The organism is Paracoccus onubensis (genome assembly GCF_003591515.1).
GTDB classification, from domain to species: Bacteria; Pseudomonadota; Alphaproteobacteria; order Rhodobacterales; family Rhodobacteraceae; genus Paracoccus; species Paracoccus onubensis.
Window position 1 is genome coordinate 199,846 of sequence record NZ_QZCG01000006.1, and the last position, 14,428, is coordinate 214,273.

Annotated in this window: 15 protein-coding genes; 6 read left to right on the forward strand and 9 right to left on the reverse strand. The window is 60.7% G+C overall.

What is annotated here, in order from left to right:
- Positions 1–8: 8 nt before the first annotated feature.
- From D3P04_RS10470 to D3P04_RS10495, 6 genes are all read left to right on the forward strand, one after another.
- Positions 9–881, forward strand: coding sequence for a glycosyltransferase family 2 protein (locus tag D3P04_RS10470; RefSeq protein ID WP_119748584.1), 873 nt, complete (start codon positions 9–11; stop codon positions 879–881).
- A gap of 137 nt (positions 882–1,018) precedes the next feature.
- On the forward strand, positions 1,019–1,528 hold the full coding sequence (gene fabA, locus D3P04_RS10475) for a bifunctional 3-hydroxydecanoyl-ACP dehydratase/trans-2-decenoyl-ACP isomerase (protein ID WP_119748586.1): 510 nt from the start codon (positions 1,019–1,021) through the stop codon (positions 1,526–1,528).
- A gap of 22 nt (positions 1,529–1,550) precedes the next feature.
- Complete coding sequence (fabB, locus tag D3P04_RS10480) at positions 1,551–2,780, forward strand: beta-ketoacyl-ACP synthase I (protein ID WP_119748588.1); 1,230 nt, start codon at positions 1,551–1,553, stop codon at positions 2,778–2,780.
- A gap of 21 nt (positions 2,781–2,801) precedes the next feature.
- Positions 2,802–3,590 carry an enoyl-ACP reductase FabI gene (locus tag D3P04_RS10485; RefSeq protein ID WP_119748590.1) on the forward strand — a complete coding sequence of 263 codons (789 nt, stop codon included), beginning with the start codon at positions 2,802–2,804 and terminating at the stop codon, positions 3,588–3,590.
- Complete coding sequence (locus tag D3P04_RS10490) at positions 3,587–4,237, forward strand: haloacid dehalogenase type II (protein ID WP_119748592.1); 651 nt, start codon at positions 3,587–3,589, stop codon at positions 4,235–4,237. Before D3P04_RS10485 ends, D3P04_RS10490 begins: the two co-directional genes overlap by 4 nt.
- Positions 4,234–5,061 carry an alpha/beta fold hydrolase gene (locus tag D3P04_RS10495; protein WP_119748594.1) on the forward strand — a complete coding sequence of 276 codons (828 nt, stop codon included), beginning with the start codon at positions 4,234–4,236 and terminating at the stop codon, positions 5,059–5,061. Before D3P04_RS10490 ends, D3P04_RS10495 begins: the two co-directional genes overlap by 4 nt.
- A gap of 197 nt (positions 5,062–5,258) precedes the next feature.
- Here D3P04_RS10495 and nagZ read toward each other — a convergent pair whose 3' ends face one another.
- From nagZ to D3P04_RS10540, 9 genes are all read right to left on the reverse strand, one after another.
- Complete coding sequence (gene nagZ / locus D3P04_RS10500; RefSeq protein ID WP_119748596.1) at positions 5,259–6,242, reverse strand: beta-N-acetylhexosaminidase; 984 nt, start codon at positions 6,240–6,242, stop codon at positions 5,259–5,261.
- Complete coding sequence (locus tag D3P04_RS10505; protein WP_119748598.1) at positions 6,239–7,423, reverse strand: SPOR domain-containing protein; 1,185 nt, start codon at positions 7,421–7,423, stop codon at positions 6,239–6,241. Before D3P04_RS10505 ends, nagZ begins: the two co-directional genes overlap by 4 nt.
- Positions 7,424–7,495: 72 nt before the next feature.
- Complete coding sequence (gene argS, locus D3P04_RS10510) at positions 7,496–9,238, reverse strand: arginine--tRNA ligase (protein ID WP_119748600.1); 1,743 nt, start codon at positions 9,236–9,238, stop codon at positions 7,496–7,498.
- Between the two features lie 142 nt (positions 9,239–9,380).
- Entirely contained in the window at positions 9,381–10,151 is a 771-nt protein-coding gene (locus D3P04_RS10515; protein ID WP_119748602.1) for an enoyl-CoA hydratase-related protein, read from the reverse strand.
- A gap of 63 nt (positions 10,152–10,214) precedes the next feature.
- Positions 10,215–10,673, reverse strand: coding sequence for a cytochrome c-type biogenesis protein (locus tag D3P04_RS10520; RefSeq protein WP_119748604.1), 459 nt, complete (start codon positions 10,671–10,673; stop codon positions 10,215–10,217).
- Positions 10,670–12,631 carry a heme lyase CcmF/NrfE family subunit gene (locus D3P04_RS10525; RefSeq protein WP_119748606.1) on the reverse strand — a complete coding sequence of 654 codons (1,962 nt, stop codon included), beginning with the start codon at positions 12,629–12,631 and terminating at the stop codon, positions 10,670–10,672. Before D3P04_RS10525 ends, D3P04_RS10520 begins: the two co-directional genes overlap by 4 nt.
- A 114-nt stretch (positions 12,632–12,745) precedes the next feature.
- The gene (locus D3P04_RS10530) at positions 12,746–13,258 is read right to left on the reverse strand and encodes a holin family protein (protein ID WP_119748608.1); all 513 of its coding nucleotides are present in this window, start codon (positions 13,256–13,258) and stop codon (positions 12,746–12,748) included.
- Positions 13,249–13,875 carry a holin-associated N-acetylmuramidase gene (locus D3P04_RS10535; RefSeq protein ID WP_119748610.1) on the reverse strand — a complete coding sequence of 209 codons (627 nt, stop codon included), beginning with the start codon at positions 13,873–13,875 and terminating at the stop codon, positions 13,249–13,251. Before D3P04_RS10535 ends, D3P04_RS10530 begins: the two co-directional genes overlap by 10 nt.
- 113 nt (positions 13,876–13,988) lie before the next feature.
- On the reverse strand, positions 13,989–14,426 hold the full coding sequence (locus D3P04_RS10540) for a hypothetical protein (protein ID WP_119748612.1): 438 nt from the start codon (positions 14,424–14,426) through the stop codon (positions 13,989–13,991).
- Positions 14,427–14,428: the final 2 nt, after the last annotated feature.

The following is a 14,428-nucleotide window of genomic DNA, read 5'->3' on the forward strand; positions in this document are numbered from 1 at the left end:
ACATTGAAATGACATCTGATTTTTCTGATCTTAACGATTTTCTGAACAACAAGCCCAAGGCCCTGACCAAAGGGCCGTTGGCGATAATCCTGGTCGAAGACGACATCGCCGTCGCGGCAACCTTGAAACATCATTTGAAAGCCGGTTTTCGCCATATTCTCGCGCTGTCTCCGGAACCATTGATCCTGTCCGAAGAGGACAAGGCCCGGGTGACCAATCTGCGCTGTCAGACCCGGCGCCCGGCCGCGCATGTCGATGCGATCAATGCCGTCATCCGGGCCGTCCCTGAAGGAACCTGGTTATATTACTGTTTCAACGGTGAATTTCTTTATTTCCCGTTTTCCGAAAGCCGCAGCGTCGGTGAGATGCTGACCTTCCATGTCGAGGAACGCCGCTCGGCCATGCTGAGCTATGTCATCGATCTTTATGCGCCCGATCTGAACCGCTGCCCGAATGCGGTGGATTTCGAGCATACCATGTTCGACCGCACCGGCTATTATGCCCTTGCCCGGATTGGACGCGATAATCATCCCGTCGAGCGTCAGCTTGATTTCTTCGGCGGGCTTCGCTGGCGCTTCGAAGAGCATCTGTCGGCGGATAAACGGCGAATCGACCGGATATCGTTGTTCCGCGCGACCAAAGGTCTGGAAATTCTGCCGGATCACCGCTTCAACATACAGGAATACAATACCTATTCCTGCCCGTGGCATCACAATCTGACGGCGGCGATCGCCTCTTTCCGCGTTGCCAAGGCACTGACCACCAATCCCGGCTCTCGCGATGCGATCGGCAGCTTCGTCTGGCGCAATTCGGTGCCCTTCGAATGGCGCGCGCAGCAATTGATGGATTTCGGGCTGATGGAACCCGGTCAGTGGTTCTGATCTGCAAAAATGCCCATATGACGCCTAAATTCGATCATGTAGCGCCATGCGCTTGCAGGACTTTCGCTGCGAATGATAAACGATGATCAAGTCGGCCATGACCGGTCGAGGGAACATTAGAGGGAAGGCAGGACTTTATGGCAATGACGCAAACCAGCTTTGACCGCGACGAGCTGCTTGCATGTGCGCGGGGCGAGTTGTTCGGCCCCGGAAACGCCCAGCTGCCGGAACCTCCCATGCTGATGATGGACCGGATCACCGATATCTCCGCGGATGGCGGCCTGCATGGCAAGGGTCATGTCACCGCCGAATTCGATATCAAGCCCGACCTGTGGTTTTTTCCCTGCCATTTCCCCGGAAATCCGATCATGCCCGGTTGTCTTGGTCTTGACGGGCTGTGGCAATTGACCGGCTTCAATCTTGGCTGGCGCGGCTGGGAAGGGCGCGGTTATGCGCTTGGCGTCGGTGAGGTCAAGCTGACGGGAATGGTACGCCCCGATCGTAAAATGCTGCGCTATTTCGTCGATTTCACCAAGGCTGTGCAAACCCGGCGCCTGACCATGGGTGTGGCGGATGGACGGGTCGAGGCCGATGGCGACGTCATCTATCAGGTCAAGGATATGAAAGTCGCTCTGTCGACCACTTAACCAATTCCAGAAGGAGGCCCCTATGAGACGTGTCGTTATCACCGGGCTCGGTATCGTTTCTCCGATCGGCAACAATGCCGCCGAAGTCACCGAAAGCTTGCGCCAGGGCCGTTCGGGTATCGTATTCGCACCGGATTACGCTGAACATGGCTTTCGAAGCCAGATCCACGGCAAACCGCAGATCACGCTTGAAGATCATATCGACAAGCGCAACCTGCGCTTCATGGGTCCCGGAGCAGCCTATAATTTCATCGCCATGGAGCAGGCAATCGCGGATAGCGGGCTGGAGGAAAGCGACGTTTCCAATCCGCGCTCAGGCCTGATCATGGGTTCGGGCGGACCATCCACGTCGAATTTCTTCGAGGCGCATCGGATCGTCATCGAAAAGGGCGCGCCAAAGCGGATGGGACCGTTCATGGTCACGCGCTGCATGTCTTCAAGCAATTCCGCCTGCCTTGCGACACCGTTCAAGATCAAGGGCGTCAATTACTCGATCACCTCGGCCTGCTCGACCAGCGCGCATTGCATCGGCAACGGGGTCGAGCAAATCCAGATGGGCAAGCAGGATATTGTCTTTGCGGGCGGCGGCGAGGAACTGGACTGGACCCTGTCCTGCCTGTTCGACGCGATGGGCGCGATGTCGTCGAAATATAACGACACGCCGGAAACCGCCTCGCGCCCTTATGACGAAACCCGGGACGGTTTCGTGATCGCCGGCGGCGGCGGGGTCGTCGTGCTGGAGGAACTGGAGCATGCCAGGGCTCGCGGCGCGAAAATCTATGCCGAAGTCACCGGCTATGGCGCCACCTCCGACGGCTATGACATGGTGGCCCCGTCCGGCGAAGGCGGTGAACGCTCGATGCGGCTTGCCGTGGAAACGCTGCCCGAAGGCCGCAAGATATCCTATGTCAACGCGCATGGCACCTCGACCCCGGTAGGAGATTTGGGCGAAATCAAGGCGCTGCGGCGGCTGTTCGGAGAGGGCAATATGCCGCCCGTCAGTTCTACGAAATCGCTGACAGGTCACAGCCTTGGCGCGACAGGGGTGCATGAGGCGATTTATTGTCTGCTGATGTTGCAAAATGACTTCATTGCAGCATCTGCAAATATTCAGACACTGGATCCCGAGATCAAACCGGAAGAGATTGCCACGACCCGCATCGACAATGCCGGGCTTGACTCGGTTCTGTCGAACAGTTTCGGTTTCGGCGGCACCAATGCGACATTGCTGATGTCCAGATATATTGAATAAGAACAAGAACGAGGTCAGAATATGGGCGAACTTCTTAAGGGCAAGCGAGGGCTTGTGATGGGGGTCGCCAACGACCGCTCCATCGCTTGGGGTATTGCGCGCGCCACGGCGGCCGAAGGGGCCGAACTTGCGTTCAGCTATCAGGGCGAGGCATTCGGCAAACGGGTCGCGCCATTGGCCGAATCCGTCGGCTCGGACTTTCTGCTGGATGTCGATGTCACTGATGATGACAGCCTGAATGCCGCCTTTACCGGTATAACCGATCGCTGGGGCCGTCTGGACTTCCTGATCCATGCCATCGCCTTTTCCAACAAGGACGAATTGACCGGGCGTTTCGTCAATACCAGCCGCGCGAATTTCAAGCATTCGCTGGATATTTCCTGCTATTCGCTGATCGAGGTGGCCCGCCGGTCAATGCCACTGATGGCTCCGGGTTCGACGATCCTGACCATGACCTATGCCGGATCGAACCGGGTGACACCCTATTACAATGTCATGGGCGTCGCCAAGGCGGCGCTGGAATCCAGCGTCCGCTATCTGGCGAATGATCTTGGCCCCGATGGTATCCGCGTCAACGCCATCTCGCCCGGCCCGATGAAGACCCTTGCAGGCGCGGCGATCGGCGGCGCGCGCAAGACCTTCCGCCATACCGAGGCGAACGCGCCGCTGCGCGCCAATGCCACGTTGGAAGCGATCGGCGGCACCGCGGTCTGGCTGTTGTCGGATTGGGGCGCCTCGACCACCGGTGAGGTCGTGCGGGTGGATGGCGGCTATCACGTGCTTGGCATGCCGCAAAGCGAAAACCTGTGATCTGGGTCTTCGACGCTTACGGCACTCTGTTCGATGTCGACGGGGCCGCGCGTCAGGCGGCAAACGACGATCCTTCCCTGAATGCCGTCTGGAAGGCGCTTTCGGCCGATTGGCGGCGCAAACAGCTTGAATATTCATGGCTGCGCACGATCACCGGTGAACATGCCGATTTCTGGCAAGTGACATCCGACGCGCTCGACTGGGTATCAGAGCATCATGGCGTCACGCCGGAACAATCCGCCCGGCTGCTGGATCTTTACCGCCACCTGCCCGCCTATCCCGAGGTGCCCAAGATGCTGGACAGGCTGCGCAGCGAGGGCGGCCGTCTCGCCATATTCTCCAACGGCAACCCCCGGATGCTTGACGATGCGGTCACATCCGCAAAGCTGGATCAGCGATTTGACGCGCTGCTATCGGTGGAAACCGTGGGCGAATTCAAACCCTCGGCAAGGGCTTACGGTATCGTCACCGATCATTTCTCCTGCGCTCCGGGCGATATCAATTTCGTGTCCTCCAATGGCTGGGACATCTACGGCGCGACCCGATTCGGCTTTCGGACCATCTGGGTCAATCGCATGGGCTTCCCTGTGGACCGCCTGCCCTGCCAGCCCGGCAGGATCGTTTCGGATCTGCGAGAGCTTCGATGACCGAATTCTTCACCGTCAAAGATGGAACCCGGCTTGCCTATCGTGACGAAGGCAACGGGCTGCCGGTTTTGTGTCTGGCGGGGCTGACCCGTAACATGGCCGATTTCGATTATGTCGCCCCGCATTTGCCGGATGTCCGGCTGATCCGGATGGATTACCGGGGCCGCGGCCAATCCGACTGGACGGGGGAGAACAGCTATACCGTACCGCAAGAAGCGAAAGACGCGACAGCGCTTCTGGATCATCTGGGCATCGGCAAGGCCGCGATCCTCGGAACCTCGCGCGGCGGTCTGATCGGCCTGTTTCTTGCCGCGACCGCACATGACCGGCTGCTTGGGCTGTGCCTGAACGATGTCGGCCCGAAGATCGAGCAGACCGGGCTTGAACAGATATTCGATTATGTCGGCCGCAACCCTGCGGCAAAGAGCCATGCAGAACTGGCCGCCCGCCTGCCTTCCGCCATGCCCGGCTTTGTCGATGTGCCGGAAGGCCGCTGGTTTGCGGATGCGCAAAAACATTACGAGCAGACCCCGGACGGGCTGCGGATCAAATACGATCCCGCGTTGCGAAACGCATTCCTGGCCGCATTTCAGGGTGAGACACCGGATTTATGGCCGCTTTGGGATACCTGTGCCGGATTTCCCGTCGCTCTGCTGCGCGGCGCGAATTCCAATCTTCTGTCGCCGGAATCCGTTACCGAAATGCGCCGCCGTCGTCCCGATACGATCTATGCAGAGATCCCCGGCCGCGCACATATTCCATGGCTGGACGAACCTGAGTCGCTGGATGTCCTGAACCGCTGGCTTGCCACGATGCAAGGCTGATCACGTCCGAAGCGATCTGCACCCATAACCTGTCGCGCCCGCCCGGCTCCCCCTCCCTCTGCTTCTTCTTTGTCCAAATACCTCCGGGGTCGCCGGCGGGTCGCGCCGCTGGTCCAAGAGACTGCCCGCAATGGGGCAGTGCCCCCGGCCATCGCGGGACGCAAATAAGCCGCGTTTCAGATTCAACGCGACACGCTCTAAGCGCCGATCAGCGTGTGATATTCCGTCAACAATGCCTCCAGATCGGCAGGTTCCGGGCTTTGACGCATGGTCAGAACGCGTTCCGCGCGTTGCTGCGCCTTGGCGTTCATCATGCCTGTTGCTGCAACGACCGGCTCCATCGTGGCGATATCGCCATTGCAATGCAGCACCAGATCGCAGCCGGCGGAAATTGCCGCCGCGGCGCGCTCGGCCTCGGTTCCGGGAAGCGCGTTCATGCTGATATCATCGGTCATCAGCAAACCATCGAATTCCAATTGGTCACGAATCAATCCAATGATCTTTGCAGATGCCGTCGCGGGGGTAGCATCCAACGCCGTGAAACAGATATGACCCGTCATCCCCATGGGCAGATCGTTCAGGCTGCGGAAGGGGGCAAAATCGACCGCTGCCAATTCATCCGGTCCGGCATCGACTTTGGGTAAATCATGATGACTGTCGGCAATGGCGCGGCCGTGGCCGGGCATATGCTTCATCACCGGAAGAATCCCCGCCGCCAGCAAACCGTCAGCCACCGCGCGCCCCAGTTCCGCCACTTTGACAGGATCGGTTCCAAGGCAGCGATTGCGCAGAAACGGATGCGTCTCGGGCTGGGCGACGTCAAGCGTCGGCGCGCAGTCTGAATCGATCCCGCAATCCTTCAGTTCCGCTCCGATCAGCCGATAGCGCAGCCACATCGCCCGCGCGCCCGCCCCTGCCTGATCCAGCGGGGCGGGCCATTCGCGCCAATGCGGCGCGCGCAGGCGCTGAACCCTGCCGCCTTCCTGATCGATGGTAATGACGGCATCGCGGCCTACCGCCTCGCGCAGATCGCCGGTCAGGCGGCGAAGCTGTCCGGGGCTTTCGACATTGCGGGCGAAAAGGATGAAGCCCCAAGGATCGGCCGAACGGAAGAAATCCCGTTCGGCCGCAGTCAGGCTGGTCCCGGCGATCCCGCCGAGAATCGTTGCGCTGTGGTTCACTGGGCCGCCAGCGCGATACAATCGGTTCCGCCGGCCTTCATCTCGGCGCAGAAATTCCGGGCGTCAGAGGTGTCGCTGAAGCCCGCAACCCGCAGCCGCCAATAGGTGCGCCCATTCGATGCGTGCTCCTGGATCACCTGACCCTTGCCGGAAAACAACGAGCCGAACTTGCCCGACAGGCGGTTCCATTCGCTCTCTGCGATGGCATTGCTGTCGAATGCCCCAAGTTGCACCACCGGGCCGCCTGCCGAAGCGACAGCGGTTGCCGGCTGCGCTTCAGGCGCCGGAGCAGAGGCTGCCGCAGGACGCGCGGCAGGTGCCGATGCCGGGGCAGGAGCAGCCTCGGCAGCGGCCGTCTGGGTGGTCGCGGGGGCAGTCTCGGCGGCGCTTGTTCTCCGCGGACGAGGCGCCGGACGGGTCGATGTCGCCAACGCGTCGTTTGCCTGTTGGGCTTGTGCTTCTGCCAGCGCCGCAGTGATGGCGGCGGCCTGAGCGGGAACACCGTTTTCATCGGTCACGACTTCATTGACCGGGCCTTCGCTTGCCGGAGCATCAACGATCTCGGCATTCGCAACCTCATTCCGCGCGGCGGCATGTGCCGCTGCGGCCCGGCTTTCGGCCTCGGCGATCTTGCGCATCTCGCTATCGGACAGCGGCGCGATCGGCTCGCCGTCGAAGCTTAGCGGAACTTCGGATTGCTGGGTCGGTTCACGGGCTTCGGCCCCCAGCTGACCCATGGCCACATCTTCATCCGCCAGAGCGATTTCCGAAGAAACGACCGCAACCTGATCGACCGGCACGGTGTCGGCGCCCTCGGCGACATTATTCACGGCGTAACCGGTATAGTTTGTCAGCTCTCCGCCGGGGTCTTCAGGCGTCGAACGCGCCTCGCCTCCCAGCGCGTGAATGACCGGGATCCCCGAAACATCCCGCGATATGAGCTGCCATCCCCAGACCATCAGGCCGATCATCAACGCGACCGATGCCAATGCGCCCAGATAATGGGTCAGTCTGGCAAGGCGCGTCGTCAGGGGCGGAAGCCCATCGGGATCACCCGCGTAACGGGCATCATCCACATGCGCTCCGTCTTCGTCCCAGCCACCTTGGTCATAAGCAAACTCGCGCCGTACCTTGTGACGCGAGAAAATATATCCGCCTTCGCGGAAATCCATCACTGCCATAGCCTGCCTGCCTGCCGGTTAGCCCGGCTTTACTGTTACCTGCTCGTTCCTTGCCGGCAGGGGCGCATTATATCAGCGCATTTCCTCTGCCGAAGCTACGCCTAAGATACCGAGTCCACAGGAAATGACAACGCCGACGGCGCGAACCAGGGCAATTTTTGCCTGACTCGCAGCGAAATCATCATCCTGAACGAAGCGCAGGCTGGCATCATCATTGCCGCGATTCCACAATGAGTGCAGCTCTGACGCGATATCGTAGAGGAAAAATGCAATGCGATGCGGCTCATGCGCGCGGGCGGCATGCTCGACCAGGCGTGGCCATTCTGCAACTTTTTTCGCCAGGTCAAGCTCGGCTGGATGCGAAATCCGGGCCAGATCGGCGGAAAGCAGCATCTTATCCGAAACGTCGATCCCCGCCTCGCGCGCGCGGCGCAGCACCGAATGAACCCGCGCGCTGGCATATTGCACATACCAGACCGGATTATCCTTGGACTGCTCAAGCACCTTGGCGAAATCGAAATCCAGAGGCGCATCGTTCTTGCGGGTCAGCATGATGAAGCGGGTTACATCGGCCCCCGCCTCCTCGACCACGTCGCGCAGCGTGACGAAGGTCCCCGCGCGCTTGGACATCTTGAACGGCTCGCCATTCCTGAACAGCTTCACAAGCTGGATCAGCTTGATGTCCAAAGGCACACGCCCGTTCGACAAAGCCTTGACCGCCGCATTCATCCGCTTGACATAACCGCCGTGATCGGCGCCGAAGACATCGATCAACTGATCGAAACCCCGGTCGATCTTGTCCCAGTGATAGGCGATGTCGGGCGCGAAATAGGTCCAGGCGCCATCCGATTTCTGAATCGGCCGGTCCACATCGTCGCCATGCGCGGTCGAGCGGAACAACATCTGCTCGCGCTCTTCCCAATCCTCGGGCAGCTTGCCCTTGGGCGGTTCCAGGACGCCGCGATAGATCAGGCCCATACTGTCCAGCCGCTCGATCGCGGCTTCGATCTTGCCGCTGCCGTAAAGCGCCTTTTCGCTTGAATAGACATCCATGCGCACGCCCAGCGCATCCAGATCGTCGCGGATCATCTGCATCATCGCCTGGGTGGCGAATTCGCGGATGTCGTCCAGCCAATCCTCTTCCGGCTTGTTCAGCAGAGTGTCGCCATATTTCGCCTTAAGCGCCTCACCGACCGGGATCAGGTAATCGCCGGGATAAAGCCCCTCGCTGATCGCGGGTTCAAGACCGTTGGCCTCGCGATACCGCTCATAGGCGGAGCGCGCCAGAACATCGACCTGCGCGCCGCCGTCATTGATATAATATTCGCGGGTTACGTCATGGCCCGAGAAATCCAGAAGATTGGCCAGGGCATCCCCGAAGACCGCCCCGCGGACATGGCCGACATGCATCGGGCCGGTGGGATTGGCACTGACGAATTCGACATTGACGCGAATATCCGCGCCGATCTGCGAGCGTCCGAAATCCTCACCACCCTCGATCGCGGCCTTGACCACGCCGCGCCAGATATCCGGCGCAAGGCGCAGATTGAGGAATCCCGGTCCCGCTACCTCGGCGCTGCTGATACGCGGATCGGTCAGCCTCGCGGCAAGTTTTTCGGCGATATCGCGCGGTTTGGCCCTGGCAGGTTTTGCCAGCACCATGGCGGCGTTGGTCGCCATGTCCCCATGCGCCGGATCGCGCGGAGGCTCGACCGCGACATTCGAGAAATCCAGACCCTTGGGCAGTTCCCCTGCCTCGGTCATCTGCTCCAGCGCGGCAAGGACGGTGCCGCGAAGATCGGTGAAAAGGTTCATTTTCGTCTTCCTGACTGATCATCGCGGGTTAACGCCACTCACCGGGGGAGGTCAACCATTCAAAGCCACGGTACCTTCCGGTCCGCAGTCCCGAAATGTCAGGCAAACCGGAACGCAACCCGGCAGACGCAGGAAAGCGTCCTTACTTCCCGGTAAAGCGCGGCTTTCGCTTTTCGAGAAAGGCTGCCACCCCCTCGCGGAAATCATCGCTGCGCCCTGCCCGTCCCTGCAGACTGGCTTCCAGCTTCAGTTGCGCATCCAGATCATTGTCGAAGGACGCCGCCACCGCCTGCCGCACCGACAGATAGGCCGAGGTCGGCCCCTGAGCAAGCTGGCGGGCGCGGTCGGCCACGATCCCGGTGAAATCCTCATCGGGAACCGCTTCCCAGATCAGGCCCCAATCGGCAGCCTTGCGGGCCGGAATTGCATCCGCGAAGAGCATCAGCCCCATGGCGCGCGCAGCCCCGACGGCACGCGGGATCGCCCATGTGCCGCCTGCATCGGGAATCAGCCCGATCCGGGTGAAAGCCTGAATGAACTTGGCGCTGTCCGCCGCGATCACCACATCGGCGACAAGCGCCAGATTGGCTCCCGCCCCTGCCGCCACGCCATTGACAGCCGCGATCACCGGAACCGGGCAGTTGCGAACCGCGCGCAGCATCGGTTCGTATTCGTCGCGCAGGGTTGCTTCCAGATCGATCGCCGACCCGGCATCGGTCAGATCCTGGCCAGAGCAGAAAGCCGCGCCAGATCCGGTCATGACGACACAGCGAGATTCGCCGGGCAAATCGGTCAGCACCTGCGTGATTTCGGCCCGCATCCTGCTGTTCAAGGCATTCATCACCTTCGGACGGTTCAGCGTCAGCGTGCCGATTCCGCCTTCGGTGGTGAACTCGATCGTTTCGTAATTCATACCATCCCCTTCTTTGCGGCATATGATGCTCAAATTCCGCATCGATAAAAGCGGAACCCGGCGTCAATCCCGCATGATTTCGCGCAGGCGGGCCTGCTCGTCATCTTTCAGCGGTTCGGGAACCGCCGCCTCGCGCGACCGCGCCTTTACGAAACCCCATGCAATCAGCAGACCGATCAAGGCCATGACCGGCCCCGCGAGCCACAGGATCAGGTTCGAGCCGCGGGCGCGTGGCTCGAACAGGACATATTCCCCGAAGCGGTCCACGACCGCGTCGATCACCTTGTCATCATTATCGCCCGCCACCAGACGCTCGCGCACATATAGCCGCAGATCACGGCTGATCGCCGCATTGGATTCATCGATATTCTCACCCTGACAGATGGGACAGCGCAGCTTTTGCGAAATCTCGCGGGCGCGTGCCTCCAGCACGGGATCGTCAAGCACCTCATCCGGCTGCACCGCGAAAACGGGGGACACCAGCGCCAGCAACAGCGCGGCTATCAGGCTCAGCCGTTTCATTCAGCCGGCACCGCTGCCGCAGGGCTGCGGCGCTTTTCGCCCGCCGCAACACGGTAGCGGCGATCCGACAGGCTGATCGCACCGCCCAGCGCCATCAGGATCGCGCCCGCCCAGATCCAGTTGGCAAAGGGTTTCACATAGGATCGTACCGCCCAGCCCCCGTCCTTCTGGGCATCGCCGATGACAAGATAAATGTCGCGGAACAGGCCGTTATCTATCGCCGCTTCGGTCGTCGGCATCGCCTGCACCGGATAGACGCGCTTTTCAGGATGAAGCAGCGCGACCTGCCGGCCGTTCCGCTGTACCTCCATCGTCGCCATGGTCGAAATATAATTCGGCCCTTCGATCTCATTCACCTCTTTCAGTGTGATCTGGTAGCCTGCAATCTCGAACGGCTCATCAATCTGTGCGACGCGGATATCCTCGGTCTGCCAGGCAGTCAGCAGCGCCACGCCGATAAAGGTCACGCCCAGCCCCGCATGCGCCACCGCCTTGCCCCAATCGGCCCGCGGCAGCCGCAACAGCCGTGACAGGCCCGAATTTCCAGTGCGGTAAACCAGTTCCGCCACCGCGCCACCGATCAGCCACGCGCCCAGCCCGGCACCGATCAGGGCGATGGCGGAACGCCCGGTCGAGACCGAGAAGACCAGCAGCATGACCGCCCCGGTAAAAATCAACGCGCCGCGCAGCGGTTTCAATGCCCGCATCGATCCGCGTTTCCAGGGGATGATCGCCCCCAAAGGCAGGGCGATGGCCAGGATCAGCATGAAGGGGGTGAATGCTTTGTTGAAGAAGGGCGCGCCGACCGAAAGCTTGCGGTCCCAAAGCATTTCAGCCAGCAGCGGCCACATGGTTCCAACGAAGACGACCAGGGCCGAGACTGCCAGCAATACATTATTGACCACCAATGCGCCTTCGCGCGATGCCGGAGTAAAGACCCCCCGGGCCGTCATCTGCCCCGCCCGTGCGGCATAAAGCGTCAATGCACTGCCGGTAAACACGGCCAGAATGGCAAGGATGAAGATGCCACGTGTCGGATCGCTTGCGAAACTGTGGACCGAGGTGATCACGCCCGACCGGACGATGAATGTCCCGATCATCGAAAAACCGAAAGCCATGATCGCCAGCAGGATCGTCCAGCTTTTCAATGCCTCGCGCTTTTCCACGACGATTGCCGAATGCAGCAGCGCCGCCGCCAGCAGCCAGGGCATGAAACTGGCGTTCTCGACCGGATCCCAGAACCAGAACCCGCCCCAGCCAAGCTCGTAATAGGCCCACCACGAGCCAAGCGCGATACCGACGGTCAGGAACATCCATGCCGCAAGCGTCCAGGGGCGGACCCATCGCGCCCATGCCGCATCGACGCGACCTTCGATCAGGGCGGCGACGGCGAAACTGAAGGCCATCGAAAGCCCGACATAGCCCAGATAGAGAAATGGCGGATGAAAGGCCAAGCCCGGATCCTGCAAGAGCGGGTTCAGGTCGCGCCCGTCGAAAGGCGGGTTCGCCAGCCGCAGGAACGGGTTCGAGGTAAAGATGATGAATGCGTAGAACGCAGCACCAATCGACGCCTGCACCGCCAGCACCCGCGCCCGAAGCTGTAGCGGCAGATTGCCCCCGAACACCGCGGCCGCCGCACCGAACAGGGCAAGAATCAGCACCCATAAAAGCATCGAGCCTTCATGATTCCCCCAGACGCCGGCGATCTTGTAAAGCATCGGCTTGGCGGTATGGGAATTCTCATAGACCAGTTTCAGCGAGAAATCCGAGGTCACGAATGCGACCGTCAACGCCGCGAATGACAGCCCGGTCAGCAAGAACTGCGCCATCGCCGCCGGACGCGCGCTTTCCATCCAGCCGGGCCAGCCTTTTGCCGCCCCGATCATCGGCACGATCATCTGATAGACCGCGACGGCCAGGGCAAGGATCAGGGCGAAATGGCCGAATTCTGCGATCATATGAGCGAACCTCCGTATGGGCACAGCATAGAGCCATGAAAAAAGGGGGGAAAGTCCCCCCTTTGTCGCTACCTGTCAGTTTTCCGTGTATCCGCCACCCCGGTGCGGCGAGAATCACAGCCGTTTTCGCATATTTGCCGCCCAATCCCGCAAGGCGGCATTGTCCGGGAAATCGTCTTCGGGCACCTGAACAGCCCGTTGCGCTGCGGGTTCCGCGCCTTTCACGGGCCAATGGCGATTGCGGAAATAATGCGCTTCACGCGCGCCGAAATAAAATCCGACAATCGCGCCAAGCAGCCACCAAAGCGGCTCGGGCACCCGTTGCAGGCCCTCCATCCGCAATCCGAAGCCGGCGGGCTCGATCATCGCATAACCGAAAAGCGCCATCGTCCCCAAAGCCAGAAGCGGCCGGGGAAGCCTGTTCAATCCATTGACGATGCTATCGAACCAACCGCCGTCACGGTTCGTGAATTCCTGCCCGAACTGAGTGACCGCCCGGCCATATGCCGCTTCGTCCAGTTCCATCCGGCGGGTGGCGTTCTGGACGAAGATTTCAGCCACGCCCCCCACGGCGCTGCCAAGCGCGGTGGCGCCCTGCCCGCGAACCAGCCTGCCGATCAGCCCCATTGCGCGATCCTCCTGCGATGTTCGGTTTCGGATAAATGATATCTGGGCGAGATGAAGCTTTCGGCGCGGGTGATCCATCCCCCTTTGCCGCCCCTACGGGTGCGGGCATATTTGCGGCTGGCGGATCTGCGGTCGGCCAAAGCGTAATAATAGTTGCGCCGGGCGATCCCATAGGCATCCGCAAGATATTCGGGCGCCGCATCCGCCGCGGCATGGGCGGCTGAAACCGTCAGGGGGCCGATCACCCCGTCGGGATTTGCAGGAAACCCCATCCGCGTCACAAGCCTTTGCAGGATTTTCACGGCATTGGCACCGGAATTCACATACATGTCGAAGACCGACGCCTGCACCGTCTCTGGCAGTTCCGCCAAACGGGGGCGATGAAAATAATGTTCGACAAAGACATGTTCGGCCTGTTCGCGGGTCAGGGCCTTCACATCGGCCCGATCCACGCGGCCGTTCTTGTCGAGATCCATCCCAAGCGCACGCATGGTGCCGATGGTGACGCCGTATTTGGTCGCCCCGCCCGGATCGTCCGGATCATTCACATAGCCGCCCTCGCGGGCGACGATCTCTCTTGCGATCATGTCCACGGTTGGCGCTTCAACATTTGCCATTGCATCCCTTTCGCCTGTTCCCGCCCGGATTGGCGGAGTTGACGAAAGTCGCGCTCGCCGGTTAATTCCGGCTTAACCATGCGGGCGTTGCCCTCCCTGTGGCGCCTGACAGATCAGCCTTTCCTGCTCTTTTTGTCCGATCCCCGCGCCTCGGTTGCGGCGGCGATGGCATTGGCGGCCTCATCCTGCATCTTTTGCGCGAAGGCCACCATCTGGGCGGCATAGGCCTCGGCCCAGTCGGGGAAATTCCCGCTTTTCATCGCCGCTGCACGCATTTCCTCACCCTTTTCCTGCATCTTCCTGAACTGCTCTTCCCAGGATGTCTGCATCGTCTGCCATTGTGCGCGAACATTCTCATTCGCCTCTTCGAAATAGCCCTGCATCTGCTTGTTCAACTCTTCCTGACGCTGCATGGCCGTCTCTTGCCATTTGCGGGCACTGACCATCATGTCTTCGTTGCTGCTGGTCAGTTGGGCCTGCCATTCGCTGACCCGCTCTTCGAAATTGCGGGCATTGCCGGCAAGACTGGAAAACATATCGGACAGTTTCATAG